This is a genomic window from Flavobacterium sp. JAS (assembly GCF_020991455.1).
Classification (GTDB): Bacteria; Bacteroidota; Bacteroidia; order Flavobacteriales; family Flavobacteriaceae; genus Flavobacterium.
In genome coordinates, this window is record NZ_JAJMOX010000008.1 from 214,431 (window position 1) to 231,083 (window position 16,653).

The 16,653-nt window shown below is 32.4% G+C and carries 17 protein-coding genes; 7 read left to right on the top strand and 10 right to left on the bottom strand.

The window, feature by feature from the left end; genetic code table 11:
• Nucleotides 1-57: 57 nt before the first annotated feature.
• Nucleotides 58-657 carry a hypothetical protein gene (locus LPB88_RS13545; protein WP_230716247.1) on the top strand — a complete coding sequence of 200 codons (600 nt, stop codon included), beginning with the start codon at nt 58-60 and terminating at the stop codon, nt 655-657.
• A 394-nt stretch (nt 658-1,051) separates the two neighbouring features.
• A complete protein-coding gene (locus LPB88_RS13550) occupies nt 1,052-1,750 on the top strand; it encodes a pseudouridine synthase (protein WP_230716248.1) in 699 nt (232 codons plus the stop codon).
• Between the two features lie 152 nt (nt 1,751-1,902).
• Here LPB88_RS13550 and LPB88_RS13555 read toward each other — a convergent pair whose 3' ends face one another.
• From LPB88_RS13555 to LPB88_RS13570, 4 genes are all read right to left on the bottom strand, one after another.
• Nucleotides 1,903-2,208 (bottom strand): hypothetical protein, encoded by a 306-nt coding sequence (locus LPB88_RS13555; protein WP_230716249.1) that lies wholly within the window; start codon nt 2,206-2,208, stop codon nt 1,903-1,905.
• A 187-nt stretch (nt 2,209-2,395) separates the two neighbouring features.
• Complete coding sequence (locus tag LPB88_RS13560) at nt 2,396-2,926, bottom strand: hypothetical protein (RefSeq protein ID WP_230716250.1); 531 nt, start codon at nt 2,924-2,926, stop codon at nt 2,396-2,398.
• A gap of 2 nt (nt 2,927-2,928) precedes the next feature.
• Nucleotides 2,929-3,546: an isochorismatase family cysteine hydrolase gene (locus LPB88_RS13565; protein ID WP_230716251.1), complete on the bottom strand. Its 618-nt coding sequence runs from the start codon at nt 3,544-3,546 to the stop codon at nt 2,929-2,931.
• A 240-nt stretch (nt 3,547-3,786) separates the two neighbouring features.
• On the bottom strand, nt 3,787-4,644 hold the full coding sequence (locus LPB88_RS13570) for a Two component regulator three Y domain protein (RefSeq protein WP_230716252.1): 858 nt from the start codon (nt 4,642-4,644) through the stop codon (nt 3,787-3,789).
• A gap of 181 nt (nt 4,645-4,825) precedes the next feature.
• Between LPB88_RS13570 and LPB88_RS13575 the strand changes: the two genes are divergently transcribed.
• Both LPB88_RS13575 and LPB88_RS13580 read left to right on the top strand, forming a co-directional pair.
• Nucleotides 4,826-5,314, top strand: a complete 489-nt coding sequence (locus LPB88_RS13575; protein ID WP_230716253.1) for a DUF1761 domain-containing protein — start codon at nt 4,826-4,828, stop codon at nt 5,312-5,314.
• A 119-nt stretch (nt 5,315-5,433) separates the two neighbouring features.
• Entirely contained in the window at nt 5,434-6,579 is a 1,146-nt protein-coding gene (locus LPB88_RS13580) for a GNAT family N-acetyltransferase (RefSeq protein ID WP_230716254.1), read from the top strand.
• 36 nt (nt 6,580-6,615) lie between these two features.
• Here LPB88_RS13580 and LPB88_RS13585 read toward each other — a convergent pair whose 3' ends face one another.
• Nucleotides 6,616-7,485 carry a diacylglycerol kinase family protein gene (locus LPB88_RS13585; RefSeq protein WP_230716255.1) on the bottom strand — a complete coding sequence of 290 codons (870 nt, stop codon included), beginning with the start codon at nt 7,483-7,485 and terminating at the stop codon, nt 6,616-6,618.
• A 62-nt stretch (nt 7,486-7,547) separates the two neighbouring features.
• Here LPB88_RS13585 and LPB88_RS13590 point away from each other — a divergent pair, with 62 nt between their 5' ends.
• Nucleotides 7,548-8,510, top strand: a complete 963-nt coding sequence (locus LPB88_RS13590; protein WP_230716256.1) for an App1 family protein — start codon at nt 7,548-7,550, stop codon at nt 8,508-8,510.
• Nucleotides 8,511-8,539: 29 nt separating this feature from the next.
• On the top strand, nt 8,540-8,938 hold the full coding sequence (locus LPB88_RS13595) for an NUDIX domain-containing protein (protein WP_230716257.1): 399 nt from the start codon (nt 8,540-8,542) through the stop codon (nt 8,936-8,938).
• Nucleotides 8,939-9,350: 412 nt separating this feature from the next.
• On the opposite strand, the gene LPB88_RS13600 is transcribed toward LPB88_RS13595, so the two are convergent.
• Complete coding sequence (locus LPB88_RS13600; RefSeq protein ID WP_230716258.1) at nt 9,351-11,264, bottom strand: ABC-F family ATP-binding cassette domain-containing protein; 1,914 nt, start codon at nt 11,262-11,264, stop codon at nt 9,351-9,353.
• Between the two features lie 75 nt (nt 11,265-11,339).
• Here LPB88_RS13600 and LPB88_RS13605 point away from each other — a divergent pair, with 75 nt between their 5' ends.
• Entirely contained in the window at nt 11,340-11,723 is a 384-nt protein-coding gene (locus LPB88_RS13605) for a DUF983 domain-containing protein (protein WP_230716259.1), read from the top strand.
• Between the two features lie 5 nt (nt 11,724-11,728).
• Here LPB88_RS13605 and LPB88_RS13610 read toward each other — a convergent pair whose 3' ends face one another.
• From LPB88_RS13610 to gldM, 4 genes are all read right to left on the bottom strand, one after another.
• Nucleotides 11,729-12,778 carry an FAD-binding oxidoreductase gene (locus LPB88_RS13610; RefSeq protein ID WP_230716260.1) on the bottom strand — a complete coding sequence of 350 codons (1,050 nt, stop codon included), beginning with the start codon at nt 12,776-12,778 and terminating at the stop codon, nt 11,729-11,731.
• 76 nt (nt 12,779-12,854) lie between these two features.
• Nucleotides 12,855-13,844, bottom strand: coding sequence for a gliding motility protein GldN (gene gldN, locus LPB88_RS13615; protein WP_230716354.1), 990 nt, complete (start codon nt 13,842-13,844; stop codon nt 12,855-12,857).
• A gap of 225 nt (nt 13,845-14,069) precedes the next feature.
• Nucleotides 14,070-15,059: a gliding motility protein GldN gene (gene gldN / locus LPB88_RS13620; RefSeq protein WP_230716261.1), complete on the bottom strand. Its 990-nt coding sequence runs from the start codon at nt 15,057-15,059 to the stop codon at nt 14,070-14,072.
• 39 nt (nt 15,060-15,098) lie between these two features.
• Nucleotides 15,099-16,637, bottom strand: coding sequence for a gliding motility protein GldM (gene gldM, locus LPB88_RS13625; protein WP_230716262.1), 1,539 nt, complete (start codon nt 16,635-16,637; stop codon nt 15,099-15,101).
• Between the last annotated feature and the right edge of the window lie 16 nt (nt 16,638-16,653).

Consider the following 16,653-nt stretch of genomic DNA (forward strand, 5'->3'; position numbering starts at 1 on the left):
GTTAGACTAAAAGCACAGATCATTTTTTGAATGTCACGAACATAAATTTAAAAAAATATGATACTAGCAAAAAATCCCATCCAACTGAAATTTAACTTTATACTTAGCTGCTTTGTTTTGACTTTGTTACCAGCTTTTGTAATTGCACAACAAAACTATAATTCCACGACGGAAAGTTTTTTAAGTCAAAATGGACAAAAAGATTTTGATTTTGAACTTGGGAAGTGGAAAACAAAACTTAAAGTTCTTAAAAATCCTCTCTCCAATTCTACAACTTGGAATGAATACGAGGGGACCACTAATGTTATAGGAATTTGTGACAATCGTTCTAATGTAGTAGAACTAAACGTTAAAGGTTTAACGGGACAAATCGTAGGTATAAGTTTGCGTCTTTTCAATCCAAAAACAAACCAATGGAGCCTCAATTTTGCAAATATCAGAGACGGAAATTTAGTCACGCCATCAATTGGCAGTTTTAAAGAGGGTCGTGGAGAATTTTTTAATGAAGACACTTTTAATGGTAAGAAAATTCTTGTTCGTTTTATTATTTCAGTAATTACTCCTAATTCCTGCCATTTTGAACAAGCATTTTCGACTGATGATGGAAAAACATGGGAAATAAATTGGATTGCTGATGACACAAGAATAAAATCTTAAAAGTACTAACATATAGTCCCTGAGGACAACAGCTTGGTAAAACAACAAATTGAATTCCATTTAAAATATAAGTATATTCAATTTCTTCAAATCATCCAACAAAACGGTTCGAGAATTGTCCCGTTAGGCTCCTTAATACAAAACTTCATAGAAATCTATATTTTTTTGGTTTAAACCATCTTGTCAACCTCTCGTTGTGTTCACAAGCGGGACGCTCGCCTCAGCAGGATAATACAATCAATAGTATAAAAGAATATTGGGATGCAATTTTAATAACAGTTTTTGCAATGGCAATCTTTTATTTTATTTTTCGATCTAGAATAAAAAAAGAAAAATATAGAAACAAATAAGTCCTAAAAGTGATTTTAACCGAAATCTCTTCTATTTTTGCCAAATGTTAGAAATTCTTTACCAAGACGAATATATTATAGCAATTAATAAACCAAGTGGATTGTTGGTTCACAAATCATTTTATGCACGTGATGCAAAAGTTTATGCTATTCAAGAATTGAGAAATCAAATAGGAGGACAACACGTTTATCCTATTCATCGCTTAGATCGCAAAACATCTGGCGTCTTATTATTTGCGTTGGATAAAGAGGTTTTGAAAATTATGAATGATCGTTTTGCCACACGCGAAGTCGAAAAAAAATATTTAGCAATTTTACGTGGTTGGTCACCTGAAGAACTAACGATTGACTACGATTTAACCAATGATGATGACATTACACAAAATGCAATAACATACTTTCATCGTTTACAAAATGCCGAAGTTGAATTAGAATTTAACAATAAACCAACATCGCGATACTGTTTGGTAGAAGCGATTCCTGAAACTGGACGTATGCATCAATTACGAAAACATTTCAAACATATTTTTCATCCCATTTTAGGAAGTCGTCCACATGGCTGTAACAAACAAAATAAATTATGGTTGGAGAATTATGACCTGAAAGGAATGATGCTTCATGCACATCAATTAATTTTTAATCATCCAATAAAAAATAAACAACTAATTTTGAATGCAAAGATTAATGAAGAATTTAGTAGAGTAGGTAATATTCTTAATCTAGATTTAAGTAAGTATAAATAGAATAATAATTTCAAAATTATTATTCTATTTTGAAATTTAAAATGCGCATACCAAAATAATCCTCAAACTAAAATGGTCCGTTTAAAATAATCCATAAAAAAAGACTGTTCAGGACAACCGAACAATCTTTTTTTATTTTCTAGTATAATCGTTTAGGCCATAAACAATGCGTACTTATTGTAGTTATATAAAACTTGATCATAAGGTACCAAAAGTGGTGCAACTTTCTCTGAAGAAGCATCGAATTTGATCCCGTTGTGTTTTCTGAACAAGTAGATTTCTTTCAAACAATTTGACAAACTCTGATGAATTGATGTTGTAAAAGTTGGTAACTGTTTATCTCCTACCAACAAATCAATTTGATAATTAGAACTACTTTTCGATAGATTGTTCCCTATTATTCTTATTGTAAATTTTGTCTTTTTTCCGTATTGTTCACCTTGATATTGTACTACCATAATCTTATAATTAAAAAGGTTAAATTATTTTTTTAGAATATCAACATGCTTATAGAGTTGAATTCAAAATTAAAGTTATGAAAAAAAAGTAAGTCCTTTTAAAAACTTACCTTAAATTATTAGTTCGTTACAAAGTTAGTATAAATTATATTTTCGAAACCTTTTTATTTTCTTCCAAAAAATTAGCTTAACCCCATCTCTCAGCTAATACTTTATTATGAATATCGGCAGCAAACAATGGTGTTTCTTCGGCATTATGTTCTTCCACATTTTGAAGCATCTGGCTTTTTACAGGAGTCAAATCGGTAATATTCATGGCTTTTAATACCGCTAAAAATTCATTGGTCGCAGATACCACTACTCTATTTTCTAACTCACAAGTATCGACTGTCAAAACATTGATTTTAAGTTCCCAGGTAATTCCCAATTTAGTGTTTCCCAAACCAAAAAAAGAGTCTGAAATCGAGTTTACTCTGCAATGATCTTTATTTCCAATTTCCTCAACATAATGTTGAACCAATAGATTATCAGCTACTCTTTCAACATTTATAGACATTCTTTTTCCTTCTTTCGAAATAGAAACCCCTCCTGCTATATGACCAACCGAACAAGATTGATACTCTTGATCTTTTAGTGTAAAAAGCCAATCTGTGATATCTATTTTTTCTGCAGCACAATGAATCATTGCCTTTGCAGTACATTCAGCAAGAACTTCCATTTTTACGATTCTAAAGTTTTTACAAATTCCTCGGCAGAGAGAAGCGAATGTCCATAATTAGGAAAATTAGTTTCTACAGTCGCTCTAATCTCTTCCTGATTAAAAGCACCAATTCCGTCTTTGATTAATGTTACATGATATCCTAATTCTACACCATATCTTGCAGTCGAATCTACACAAGTATTGGCTCGCATTCCGGCAATAACAATATGATCGATATCGTGCATTTTTAGAAGAAAATCCAAATCGGTGTTGGCGAAACCGCTTGCCGTCCAATGGTTCTGAGCAATCAAATCCCCATCTATAGGCAAAAGTTCCGGATGAAACTCTGCTCCCCAACTTCCTTTTTCAAAAAGGGTCAAATTTTTACTTCCATTATGAGAAGGTGAAAAAAACTTCCAATTCAAATAATCTCCTTTTTGCGTATGTCTGTGTGGCGCATATACAACCTGAATATTATTTTTTCTGGCTGCTGCCAAAACCTTTTTCATGTTCTGAACGACATTTCCGCTTTTGACCGTTTCTTTTACAAAGGGCCAAAGTTTTCCTTTATCCGAAAGAAAATCATTAAAGGGATCGATCAATACTAATGCAGTCCTGCTATTTTGATAAATACTCATGGTTTCAATTTTTAATGGTTAAAATACTTCTATTTTTTACTTCAAATTTCAAACCTAAAAAACAAACCACTGATTATCAATAATTTAAACAAATCCATCCCTTGATATACCGCTAATAACCTGATCTTCATCGAAATATCAAGACATAAAAAAACCGCAACGAATTACGGTTTTCACAATTAACTAAATATATTTAATCAACTTTTTTTCAGCGATTGTATAATTCATTCATAAGCACAATTAATTTTCGGTAATTACTGTACTATCTTTTTCAGCATTTAGTTCTAACAAAAACAGATTTCCATTTTCATCAAACATTGTCATATTTAAACTATCTAACAGAGCCAGATTTTTCGAAACAGCTCCCGCAAATTTATTATATGAAAGATTCATCTCAGACAAATTATGCAATTTTTCAAGCTCTTTAGGAATTTCACCTTCAAAACTATTATTGAACAAACTAAGATTTTGTAAAACGTTAAAATTCAGTATTTCAGAACTTAAACTTCCAGATAATTTATTACTGTTTAAAAGTAAAACCTTTAATGTAGGAATGTTATAAATTGAATTTGGCAATTGTCCTTCAATCTCATTATCAGATAACGAAAGAACCTCTAACTGATTTAATTTTCCAATTTCTAAAGGCAATTCTCCTGAAATTTTATTCTTAAAAAGCTCTAAATCTTTTAGTTTTTGCAACTCACAAATCGTTTCTGGTATCGCTCCTGAAAGCTGATTAACTGAAACATCCAAAACTTCAAGTTCCTTAAAATTATTAATTGCTTTTGACAATTGACCTTGCAGTTTATTTTTATGCAAATCAACATTGGTTAAATTCACCAAATCAAAAAACTCACTCGGCAATTCACCTTGCAAATTATTGTCGGCTAAATTAAGCGCTGTTACTTTTCCATTTTCGATCTGAACGCCGTACCACGTTGACACAGATAGCGATAAATCCCATTTATTTTTCCATTGTGATCCGTTTGTCGCATGGTATAATTTTATGAGGGCATCTTTTTCTTTATCTGAAACAGTATCGGCAAAAATATTCACCGAAAAAGTGAATATTAATAATAGGGTTGTTAGGCATTTCATAACAGATTTGGGGCTTTTGTTATAGATGCTAAAATTATGTATTTCATAGATATAAAGCATATAATGTCGATAAAGTGTTAATAAGTAATTAATTAACACGTATTGCATTACTTTCATCAAAAACTGTATAATTATTTTTTTTTGATTAAATTTGACTAACTAATTATAAAAACCTCATATTATGGAAATTAACCCTATTGCATTGCTCTTAGCAGCTGTTGTAACACTTGCCGTTGGTTTTATTTGGTACAACCCAAAAGTGTTCGGAACGATCTGGATGAGAGAAAATAATCTTACACAAGAAGAACTTCAAACAGGAAACATGCTTAAAATCTTCGGTTTGACTTATGTTTTTTCTTTAATGATCACTGTAATCCTGATGGCATTAACTATTCATCAAACAGGTGCCCTTGGAATGGTAGGCGGACCACCTTTAGTTGATAGTGCAAAACCATCATTTGCAGCTTTTATGGCAGATTACGGAACAGCTTATCGCACATTTAAACACGGAGCACTTCATGGATTCATGTCAGGTTTATTCTTTGCTTTTCCAGTAATTGGAATCAATAGTTTGTTTGAGAGAAAATCATGGAAATATATATTCATTCACGCAGGGTTCTGGATTGTTTGCCTTACTTTAATGGGTGGAATTATTTGCGGATTTGCGTAAATCATAAAAAAACAAAACCCGTTTGAGTCCTAAACTTAAACGGGTTTTTCTTAATAATAACTTAAAGAAAATGAGTTATTATAAATATTATCTAATTTTGAAGAAATTAGCTCACACTTTTGACTACAACTTATACTTTCCAGATTTACAACAGCACCTCATTAATGCCATTAGAATGGAATTCGTTGGCTGTAAATAATATTTTTCTGACCAGAGAATATCTCGAAGTACTGGAAAACTCTTGTCCAGTAAATATGATTTGTCATTTTATTGGATTTTTTAACGGAGACAAACTAATAGGGATTGCCCTAACTCAGTTTTTATTTACAGAAAAACTGGAATCATTTGGAGAACGTGATCAATGTTTAAAAACCTCTCTACGTAATTTTGCTTTTAAAAATTTTGCCTCGCATGTCTTGTTTGTTGGCAATAATATGCTTACAGGACAAAATGCTTTTGCGTTTGATAAAGAAGCCATTTCATCTAAATTAATAAAAACCCTTCATAAAGCAATTAATCAGCTTAAGAAAGACCTGAAAGCAAGCGGAAAAAAAGTTCATATTACCAGTATAAAAGATTTTACTGCAAAAGAAATTGAGCCGCTACAAGCCGAATTTAAAAATAACTATACGTTTTCGACCCAACCAAATATGATTTTTGAAATCAATAAAAACTGGAAGTCTGAACAAGATTATATTGATGCTTTATCGAAAAAATACAGGGATCAATACAAACGTGCGCGAAAAAAAGCAGACGGAATAGTGAAGCAAAAAATGTCTCTGGCTGACATTAAACAATATGAAGATATTATTTATGATTTATATTTTCATGTAGCCAAAAATGCCCCTTTCAATACTTTTTTCCTGGCTCGAAATCACTTTAGTTTTTTCAAAGAAATCATGAAAGATATTTTTTTGTTTTACGGCTATTTTTTAGAGGATAAACTAATTGGTTTCAACACATTGATTAAAAACGGAAATGTAATGGATACTTATTTTCTAGGGTATGACGAAACGATTCAGCGCGAAAAAATGCTGTATTTAAACATGTTATACGACATGATCGCTTACTCGATTAATCAGGGATTTTCAGAAATTGTTTTTGCACGTACTGCTCTTGAAATTAAAAGTTCTGTTGGAGCAAAACCATTAAAAATGTACGGATTAATTACGCATAGCAATACTCTGATCAATCATAATATTGCCAAACTATTCAATTATCTCGAACCTAAAACCGACTGGCAGGAACGAAATCCTTTTAAATAGTTATGAAACAACTTTGTCAAAGTTTAATTTTAAACTTTAAGGAATCGCAATTTTCATTTGCTTATGCAGAATATGAATTTCTAATGCTGTTTGTGCTCCACAATACTCTCCGTCAATTTGAAAGTTTACAGGATAATCAGTTTCTATCGTAGCTTTATCTGTTGAAATAATTACAATATCATCAGAATCAATTGGCATATTTCCGGTAATAATTTTTCCAATTAATAACAGATCAAGGTTTTTCAATATTACCAATTCAAATTTCCCGTCATTCATTGCACCATTTGGATTGATGATAACACCGGTTCCATATTTTTGAGAATTGGCAATTACAATCATTCGCGCTGTATGTTCGACGGTTTCATTATTAGCCGAAATTGTAGCCACAAAAGGTTCTTCTGATTCTTTTAATGCGGAATAGGCCTGCAATGCATAGCCCCAAAAGCCACGTAAATCACTTTCTTCATAATTCTTTACCAAATTAGCATTGACTCCAATATCGCTTAAATGAATGCTTTTTTTGCCGTTGATGCAAATCATATCCATTTCGATAAAATGATGCAGGAAAGCTATTTTTAGGTTCTCCTCGATTGTTGCGGGTAAATTCAAATCGACAGACAATCCGTTTGCTGAACCTGCGGGCAAAATGCCAATAATTACATCATATTGCTCCATTGCTTCGGCAACCATTTTTATAGTTCCATCACCACCAGCAACTACAATTCGTTCCGGTAAATATTGATTATAAAGTGTAAGTATTCTTTTTTGATCGTTTTTTCCGGTAGTTTCATAAACTTCCAAATCAAAATAATTAGTAGTTGCAAACTCTTGTACAGCCTCAATTAAATCTGATTTGTCTAGATCACCAGAGATAGGGTTTACAACAAATATGATATTCTTTTTCAATTTTTTATTTTTAAAACCAATTAAAATAATTAATTTACAGCATATATAAATATACGTAATTAATGAAACCAATTTTACAATTATATCGAGGTTATGCCAACGAGGAGGAACTAATTGTAATGGGGCACGTTTTTAAAAGAACGTATGATTATGATTTTCAAAAGAAAAATTTTAAAAATGCTACTTCGATCATCAATCAGTTCAGAATAAAAACTCTTGAAAATTTTGATATTTATTTAAAATGTGACGATAAGGAAATTCACACTAAAACCTTGGATGATGGGTATTTTAAGTTTTGTATTCCACTGGAAAAAGAGACCCATTTTGGGTGGATCGAATATGAAGTCAGTATCAAATACAAAGAAGAAACAATAACCGAAAAAGGTAGTTTTATAAGACCTCATAAAGGAAAACTTGGAATTATATCTGATATTGATGACACTTTTTTGATTTCACATACTCAAAATTTCTTTAGAAAATTTTACATTATTTTATTTAAGAATGTCAATGACCGTAAGGTTTTCAAAGATGTTGTACCACATTATCAAGCTTTAAGCTCAGCGGGGCGACATAATAAAGAGGAAGAAAATGCCTTTTTTTATATTTCGAGCAGCGAATGGAATTTGTATCGTTTTATTGTAAAATTTACTAAAATACATCATTTACCCAGAGCCGTTATTTTATTGAAAGATATCAAAAGAGGTGTTGCAGACTTTTTTATGAGTGGGAATGGAAATCACGATCATAAATTCGAAAAAATAAAGCATGTTTTAGAATTTTATCCAAATCTAAAATATGTTTTATTAGGAGATGATTCACAACACGATCCGTATTTATATGAGCGTATTTGTAAAATATTTCCCGTAACTGTAAAGGCCGTTTATATTAGACAAACCGGACGATATCCTAAAGGATCTACTACAGCTATTTTGAAAAACTTAGAAAATTTAGACGTATCAGTTTGCTATTTCAAAGATAGCAGCGAAGCAATTATTCACTCAAAATCTATTGGCATTATTAAATAATTAGGCATCAGTCAAAAAGAAAAAAAACGATGAAAGAAATTGACAAAATAGCATTAATAAAAATTGAAAATGGTCAAATTTTAAGTACAAAATCAAAAGGTAAAAACAAATATTATATTCCAGGAGGTAAAAGAGAAAATAATGAAACTAACCAACAAACTTTAATCAGAGAAATCCAAGAAGAATTAAGTGTTGAAATAATAAATGAATCTATTGAATATGTTGGAACGTTTAAAGCCCAATCAGATGGAGCTATTGAAGGAGTAATTGTAAAAATGACGTGTTATAAAGCTAATTACATTGGAAAACTGAAAGAGAATAATGAAATAGAAGAAATTAAATGGTTAAATTATAAAGATTTAGATATAATATCGGAAGTTGATAAAATTATATTTAAACATCTGAAAGAAAAAGGATTATTAATTTGAGTGGAAATGGAAAATTAGCTTAAAAAATGACCGAACGCCTAACACACGTCTTTAGCCATTTGCAAATTTAGCGGAATTGCCGTTTTTAATCGTATTTTCGTTTAGCCCAAAATACTCGTTTTCATAAATTGCAAACAGGCTAGAGGCGCGAGAACGTTTGTTTCAGGTTACGATTAGAACCTGAAACCTGACAAGAGGCTTTAGCCGAACTGGCGAAGCAAACAAAAAGAACTTGAAACTTCTTTTTCTAGCCCAGATTGCAGTGGAAAGCCCGGAGCAAAAAAAAATGCATTTCTTGTTGAAAAAAAGCAACTGAAAGAAGCTCTTTTTGCAACATTAGAAATGCATTTTTTTTGTGTCCCGATAGCTATCGGGATGAAACGAAAAGCTGGAATAGCTACTGAATCAAATATTAAGCATTAAAATTATCAATCTCTTCCTGAACGATTTCCCAGTCCAGAAGTAATTGATCTAAATCTTTTTTCTTTTTCTTGTAAGCAGTAAAAAATGAAGCGTCTTCGATATGTTTGTCATAACTGGAAGCCAACAATTTATCGTCGTGCTGAATGTCTTTTTCTAATTGCTTGATCTGACTTTCTACTTTGCTCAATCGATTTTGAAGTGCTTTTCCTTTTTTCTGATCTTCGTATGAAGTTTTATTACTTTCTTTTGGTGCAGCTGCTTTTGCAACGTCTTTTTTCTCAACTTCACGCATGTTTTCAAGATTGCGCTGTTCTAAGAAATAATTGATATCTCCTAAATATTCTTTGATCTTTTGATCTTTGAATTCGTAAACAATATTCGACATTCCTTGCAAGAAATCTCTATCGTGGGAAACTAATAATAAAGTCCCTCCAAATTTTTGAAGTGCCGCTTTTAGAACGTTTTTAGATTTAATATCTAAGTGATTCGTAGGCTCATCCATTAGCAAAACATTGATAGGCTGCAACAACAACTTACAAAGTGCCAAACGGTTACGCTCACCTCCAGAAAGTACTTTTACTTTTTTCTCAACATCATCTCCACGGAATAAAAATGATCCTAACATGTCACGAACCTTAGAACGGTTTGTGTCCATTGCAGCATCTTCCATAGTTTGAAGCAAGGTGATTTCTCCATCAAGATATTCGGCCTGATTCTGCGCAAAATATCCTAATTGTACGTTATGCCCTAATTTGATATTTCCCTTATATTCAAACTCGTTTACAATAGCTTTAATGAAAGTTGATTTTCCCTGGCCGTTTTGACCAACAAAAGCAATTTTGCTTCCGCGTTCTACCAATAAATCAATATCTTTTAAAATAACTTTATCCCCGTAAGCTTTAGTGACATTTTCAGCCTCAACCACAACTCTCCCTGGTTCTTTTGAAACTGGAAACGAAATATTCATTACAGAATTGTCGTCTTCATCAACTTCAATTCGTTCTACTTTATCTAATTTTTTAATCAACGATTGCGCCATTGAAGCTTTTGAAGCTTTTGCACGGAATTTCTCGATTAATTTTTCTGTTTCTTCAATTTTCTTTGCCTGATTCTTTTGAGTCGCTAGTTGTTTTTCACGAATTTCATGACGCAATTCTAAATACTGTGAATAAGGTTTATTAAAATCGTATGCTTTTCCTAATGAAATTTCGATCGTACGATTGGTAACATTATCCAAAAACATTTTATCGTGCGATACAATCACTACAACGCCAGGGTAATTACGAAGGAAACTTTCTAACCAAATGATACTTTCGATATCTAAGTGGTTGGTTGGCTCATCCAGAAGCAATACATCATTGGACTGCAATAATAGTTTAGCCAACTCAATACGCATTCTCCAACCTCCCGAAAATGTTTCGGTTTGGTTATTGAAAACTTCTCTTTTGAAACCTAATCCTAAAAGAATTTTCTCTGTATCTCCCACATAATTATAACCTCCTAAAAGATCAAAACGATGGGTATAATCAGATAAATCTTCGATGATCTGGCTGTATTCTTCACTCTCATAATCGGTTCTGGTAACCAACTGATGATTGATTTGTTCTAATTTTTTTTCTACAATCTTAATTTCTGTAAAAGCTTCATACGCTTCTTCTAATACAGTTCTTCCTTGTTCAAAATCGATATCCTGACGTAAAAATCCCATTCGCATATCTTTCTCCTGAGAAATAACTCCAGAGTCAGGAGCAAAATCTCCCGCTAACATTTTTAGCATAGTCGATTTTCCTGCACCATTTTTTCCGACAAGTCCAACTCGATCTCCGGCACCTAAACGAAAAGTAACTTCTTCGAATAAATATGTACCTCCAAAAGAAACCGATAAATTATGTATATTAAGCATGTATTGTTATTTTATAACTAATTGATTGTGTAAATTTACACTCCCAAATCAATGGGTAATTTTAATTTTTTGCAAATGTTAAAAAAAGGATCGAAACTAAATAGTATTTTAACAGGAAGTTGTCCAAAATGTCAAAATGAAAGCATGTATTCGGACAAAAATCCGCTTCATTTATCTAAAGTTCTCAAAATGAACGAAAATTGTAGCCATTGCGGATTAAAATATCAAATTGAACCTTCGTTCTTTTATGGCGCAATGTATGTGAGTTACGGATTAAATGTTGCCGTAGGAATTGCTGCATTTATTGTTTCGTTTGTCTTTTTTAAAACTACTATTGAAGAATCGTTTATAGCAATCGTGATCACTTTAATTGTATTGTTTCCGTTTGTTTTACGTCTTTCGAGAAATTTATACATCAATATGTTTGTTTCTTATGATCCGCAAGCCGGAAAGAAATAGCAAAACTATTTTCTTTTTTTATAAAATCTGTTAATATCGATTGTTGGATCTAATGCCATTTGATTTTCAATAAAATTAAACAAATCTTTTGCCATAGCTGGTCCAAGCATTACACCACGAGTACCTAATCCGTTTAATAAATGCAGTGATTTATGCTGATTGTGCGTTCCAATTATTGGTCGTCTGTCACGAACCGTAGGACGAACACCTCCAAAATGAGAAACAATTTCGAAATCGCAATTGATAATTTCTTTAATACGATCTACTAATTCCGTTTTCCCTTCTTCTGTTGGCAAATCGGTTTTATCTTTCCAATTATACGTTGCACCTACTTTAAACAAATCATTCCCCAGTGGCAGAATAAAGACACTAGTGTTCACAATTACATCTAAATTAAGTTCTGGTGCTTTTATAATCAAAAGTTCACCTTTAGTACCATCAAGAGGTAAATCCTGAAAAAATGGATTTGCATGCAGTCCAAAGCCTTCTGCAAAGATTATATTTTTAGCCTTGTAATCTTTATATTGAACATATTCCCCCTGAATATTAAGTTTAGTGTAATCAAATGATTCCTGAAGCAACAGGTCACCATCAATTAAATATTGCTGATATTTATCCAGCAAAAGATTTGTATCTACATAACCAGTATGCAAAACTTCTCCATAATCAAAAGGAGAATCTATTCCGTAATATTTTTTGAAAACTAATTTAGTAGAGAGAAACGGAGCCAGAAGAGGTTTATCTGAAGCCGAGAACCAATTGTTCTGCTCTTCAATTGAAAAGAACTTTCTCAAAATTGGGAGCTTAAAATTAACTTTGGTTTGTAATTTATCCTCAATTGTATTATAGAATTCTTCCATCAAAGCCAATTGTTCCTGGGCTTTCCACACTTCGCTAAAGCGCTTTAAAATTACCGGATTGTACAACCCTCCTGCAACTCTGGATGAATTTTGAGTTTTATCATCTATAACTAAGATAGATTTATTGTTCATAAGGGCTATTTCAGCAAATGAAATCCCAGCTAATCCAGATCCGATAATTAAATAATCAAGCATGAAGTAAAATAGATAAAATAAAAAAACTCTGACTACAAAGGTAGTGAGAGTTTTTGTTATAATGTAATTAAGACACTTAGTAGTTCCACATATCCTCTTCGAAGTTGCGAATCTTCTCTTTCACTCTTTCAGACTCTAACAACTGATTTTGCGCATTATCTTTCATATAATCTTTAATCTCACGATCTCCATACATATTTTCTTCTTTATAAATAATAGAATTAAATCGTCTAGAATTTAGAATCTGATCAAATGAAATTGGGAGCGCAGAATTACTGTCATTAAAAGCTTTTGCTTGATTTAATACTTCGCGGGCATTTGGGAAGAAAACCCAAAATAATTCAATATAATCCTTCTCATCACTATTCATAGTATAAACATCCGGAGTTACAGGGCAAATTCCAAGTAAACGATATTTCAATTCACTTTGACGTTTATCAAAGTACCAGTAACCTTTTATTTTATACTGCGTAACATCAGCTGCCGTCAAGTCTTGCTTTAGGATATATTCCGCAGGAACCGTTCTTGTAGCCCCTACAGTTTGATCAACATAAGTAACAACTTTCTTTTTACCTGTACCAGTAACAACCTTTTTCTTCACAACATGTGTTCTATAGTCATCTGGATATTGGTTAATTAATTCTCTACCCGCATCTGTTGTATCAATACGAGACAAAGCACCTTGAATGTCTTTTAAAGTTTTCTTTGTATTGAAATAACTATCGCTATACACCTCAGTTATTTTGCCGTTTCTAATAGCCTTCGTCAAAACGTCATATAATGAACGCCTATCAGAACCAATATTAGCACTATCTACCGGAAAATATAAAGGAAAGTTGATTTTTTCATTTAAATCAATTATTTCCCAGACCGTCTTCCCCATCAAAACATCCCTGTCATCAATATAACCGTAGGACAATGGCATATCGTTGTCTGCAATAAGCTGAGCAGCGTTCTTTTGCCCTATTTGGTCAGCTGTTTTTGCATTAAGTAAATTAGATTGTGCACTAGAAGCAAAACTTCCGATGGCCCAAACAATAGCGATTAAAAAATTTCTTACTCTCATCATATATATTATTAAAACATATTGAACGCAAACTTATAAAATATATTGCTATTTTTCCTACATTAAGTAAGAAAAATTAGAATTGTACAAATTACCGGAGTAGGTTACAGAAGAAAAGCAGTAAATCCCGCTTCAACAACTGATCTCGTTTATTAAATGAATGGACAAAAAAAAACTCTTACTACAAAGATAGTAAGAGTTTTTATAATATTGTAATTTAGATACTTAGTAATTCCACATATCTTGTTCGAAGTTACGAATCTTCTCTTTTACTCTCTCAGATTCTAACAACTGATTTTGAGCATTATCTTTCATGTAATCACTAATTGCTCTGTCTCCGTACAAATTCTCTTCTTTGTAGATCTCTGCATTGAAACGTCTTGAGTTTAATATTTGATCAAATGAAATAGGAAGTGCCGAGTTACTATCGTTAAATGCTTTTGCTTCATGTAATGCTTCTCTCGCATTAGGGAAGAAAACCCAAAATAACTCTATATAATCTTTTTCGTCACTATTCATAGTATATACGTCTGGAGTTACAGGACAAATTCCAAGTAAACGATATTTCAATTCACTTTGACGTTTGTCAAAATACCAGTATCCTTTAATTTTATATTGTGTAACATCTGCTGCAGTAAGATCTTGTTTCAAGACATACTCAGAAGGAACTGTTCTTGTTGCACCAACTGTTTCATCAACATAAGTAACAACTTTCTTTTTACCAGTACCCGTAACTACTTTTTTCTTCACAACGTGAGTTTTGTAGTCATCCGGATATTGGTTGATCAATTCTCTACCAGCATCTGTTGTATCAATACGTGATAACGCACCTTCGATGTCTTTCATAGATTTTTTAGTATTGAAATAACTGTCGCTATATATTTCAGTTATTTTACCGTTTTTAACAGCTTTCGTCAAAACATCATATAATGAACGTCTGTCAGAACCAATATTAGCAGTATCTACCGGAAAATATAATGGAAAGTTGATTTTTTCATTCAAATCAATGATCTCCCAAGTAGTTTTTCCCATCAAGACATCTCTATCATCTACATAACCGTAAGCCAATGGCTTATCGTTGTCTGAGATAAGTTGTGCAGGAGTCTTAAGTCCTATTTGTTCAGGTGTTTTTGCATTCAGCAAATTCGATTGCGCATTAGAAGCAAAACCTCCTGCGATAGAAACAATAGCTATTAAAAAATTTCTTACTTTCATCGTGGTATTATTAATTGAACGTAGTTTTAACTACTTATATTATTGTATTTCAAAAATTACCGGAGCAGTTCTTGGTAATAAATAACTACCAGCTCCAACAAGTTTAGTTTTAATTTCAGAAATAGTAACCTGATCTCCTTTTCCAGCTCTTGAAAGAATTTGTTTACACTGTGCATTTAATTTATTACCATTAACAACAACTGTAGGCTGTCCAGCAATTTTTAAATTAAATCCAACAACATCTAAACCAACTTCAAAATCAAAATCAAGTAATTTAGCACCAATAGTAGCAATCTCTAAGTTAGATTTAGGTCCTTTAACAACACCCATCTCACCTCTAATTGTTCCTGTTGGCCCAGGAATACCTTTAATTCTAAATGTTTTCTTATCTGTAACTTTATCTCCGTTTGGTAATGTACCAGTTACAGAAATCGTAGCTTCAGTACCTGAACCTGGGTTCATGTTGTATTTTCCTGCTTTACCAGCTGAAGATAATCCTGGAGCACTTGCAACAACTTTATTGTCAGCAACACCTGCGAATGATACAGAGATTGGGTTAACAACACCTCTATAAACAACATTCATTTTGTCTGCAGAAATTGTAGCTGAATTTGGTCTTGGTACTACAACATATTTTCCAGCAAATTTAAGTGGGATGTTTTTACCGTCTTCTAAGAAACTAAATTGTCCGTTAATGTTTTGCTCTCCAACACCTCCAGCAGTTAATGAGATAACAGCTTGTCCATTAACAATTTGTCCAGGACCTTGGAATGAAGTTGGTTTTGTGTTTTCGTCATAACGACCTAAAACTACCTTACCTGTAACTTTTTCTCCTTGGAAGTAAGCATTTTTATCTAAAACAACAATTGCCTGATAATTACTATAAGAAGCAGCAGCAACCGCAGCTTTTCCTAAAGCAGCACTGTAAACATCAGATTCTGCTTTTTGAACGTCATTTTGCCAAGCAGAAAGTTTAGCCAATGAAGCAACAGCTGGGAAACCTTTAAAGTGGTAAGCTAAATATTTATCTTTTAAACCTTCTTTATTTTTTACATCAGAAACATCAAATTTCTTCTCAACTTCAGATAAAATAGCAGCATATTTTTTATCTGCTAAAGCAGATTTCATAGATGCTTTGTATTTTTCGATATGAGAAATGATGTCATTACCTTTAGCAGTATATCCTTCTCCTGTAAACCAGTTGTCGATATTATCGCCTTTGTCCATAGACTCATAAGGTAGTTTTCCAGTTTCTTTGTCAGATTCAAATCCTTTTAAAACATCTCCTTTTAAAGATCCGATGTATGCATAAAATTCTTTTGAAGCTGTTTCAACCTGGTGAGCAGTAACTGCAGCAGTTGCGAATTCTCCTTTTGCTTCAGCAGCTTTTTGATCTAAAGACATCAATAAACCTGCATTTGTTTGCTCTGAAGATGTATTAGCACTTTCAAATTTTTCATTCATTAAGCCAAAAGCAGATAATACTTCTTTTGACATATTCATTGCCAACATTGCGATGAAAACCAGATACATCAGGTTAATCATCTTCTGTCTAGGGGTTAATTTTCCTCCTGCCATTTTTTTCTAATTAGTT

Coding starts and splice junctions, on each gene's coding strand:
- LPB88_RS13545 (WP_230716247.1), top strand. CDS start 58: ATGATACTAGCAAAAAATCCCATCCAACTGAAATTTAACTTTATACTT.
- LPB88_RS13550 (WP_230716248.1), top strand. CDS start 1,052: ATGTTAGAAATTCTTTACCAAGACGAATATATTATAGCAATTAATAAA.
- LPB88_RS13555 (WP_230716249.1), bottom strand. CDS start 2,208: ATGGTAGTACAATATCAAGGTGAACAATACGGAAAAAAGACAAAATTT.
- LPB88_RS13560 (WP_230716250.1), bottom strand. CDS start 2,926: ATGGAAGTTCTTGCTGAATGTACTGCAAAGGCAATGATTCATTGTGCT.
- LPB88_RS13565 (WP_230716251.1), bottom strand. CDS start 3,546: ATGAGTATTTATCAAAATAGCAGGACTGCATTAGTATTGATCGATCCC.
- LPB88_RS13570 (WP_230716252.1), bottom strand. CDS start 4,644: ATGAAATGCCTAACAACCCTATTATTAATATTCACTTTTTCGGTGAAT.
- LPB88_RS13575 (WP_230716253.1), top strand. CDS start 4,826: ATGGAAATTAACCCTATTGCATTGCTCTTAGCAGCTGTTGTAACACTT.
- LPB88_RS13590 (WP_230716256.1), top strand. CDS start 7,548: ATGAAACCAATTTTACAATTATATCGAGGTTATGCCAACGAGGAGGAA.
- LPB88_RS13595 (WP_230716257.1), top strand. CDS start 8,540: ATGAAAGAAATTGACAAAATAGCATTAATAAAAATTGAAAATGGTCAA.
- LPB88_RS13600 (WP_230716258.1), bottom strand. CDS start 11,264: ATGCTTAATATACATAATTTATCGGTTTCTTTTGGAGGTACATATTTA.
- LPB88_RS13605 (WP_230716259.1), top strand. CDS start 11,340: ATGTTAAAAAAAGGATCGAAACTAAATAGTATTTTAACAGGAAGTTGT.
- LPB88_RS13610 (WP_230716260.1), bottom strand. CDS start 12,778: ATGCTTGATTATTTAATTATCGGATCTGGATTAGCTGGGATTTCATTT.
- gldN (WP_230716354.1), bottom strand. CDS start 13,844: ATGAGAGTAAGAAATTTTTTAATCGCTATTGTTTGGGCCATCGGAAGT.
- gldN (WP_230716261.1), bottom strand. CDS start 15,059: ATGAAAGTAAGAAATTTTTTAATAGCTATTGTTTCTATCGCAGGAGGT.
- gldM (WP_230716262.1), bottom strand. CDS start 16,637: ATGGCAGGAGGAAAATTAACCCCTAGACAGAAGATGATTAACCTGATG.